At 60.2% G+C, this 527-nt stretch carries 1 pseudogene; it reads right to left on the minus strand.

Annotated features, from left to right (window positions below):
- Window positions 1-527, minus strand: a pseudogene (locus NE637_RS15340) (dissimilatory-type sulfite reductase subunit alpha); the annotation flags it as partial.

Below are 527 nucleotides of genomic sequence, written 5' to 3' on the forward strand. Positions count from 1 at the left end.
CGCGCCATGGCGCACACGCAGCCGTTGGGGCAACCGTCGAACTTGAACTTGAACTTGTAGGGGAAGGCGGGACGGTGCAGTTCGTCCTGATAGTCCATGGTCAGCTGGTAGCACATGTCCTGCGTGTTGTAGCAGGCATATTCGCAGCGCGACTGGCCAAGGCAGGCTTCAGGCGTACGCAGGTTGGAACCGGAACCACCCAGGTCGACGTTCATCTTGTGGGTCAGTTCGTGGAAGATTTCTTCCAGCTGGGGGGTCTGGGTACCGAGCAGCACGATGTCGCCGGTGGAGCCGTGCATGTTGGTCAGACCGGAACCACGCAGATCCCAAATGTCGCACAGGTCGCGCAGGAACTTGCTGTGGTAGTACTTGCCGGAAGGCTGGGCCACACGCATGGTGTGGAAGTGCGCCACGCCGGGGAACATTTCGGGCTGGTCGCAGTAACGGCCGATAACGCCGCCGCCGTAACCGAACACACCCACGATGCCGCCGTGCTTCCAGTGTGTTTCCATTTCGTTGTAGGAAAG

The organism is Desulfovibrio desulfuricans (genome assembly GCF_024460775.1).
Taxonomy (GTDB): Bacteria; Desulfobacterota; Desulfovibrionia; order Desulfovibrionales; family Desulfovibrionaceae; genus Desulfovibrio; species Desulfovibrio desulfuricans_E.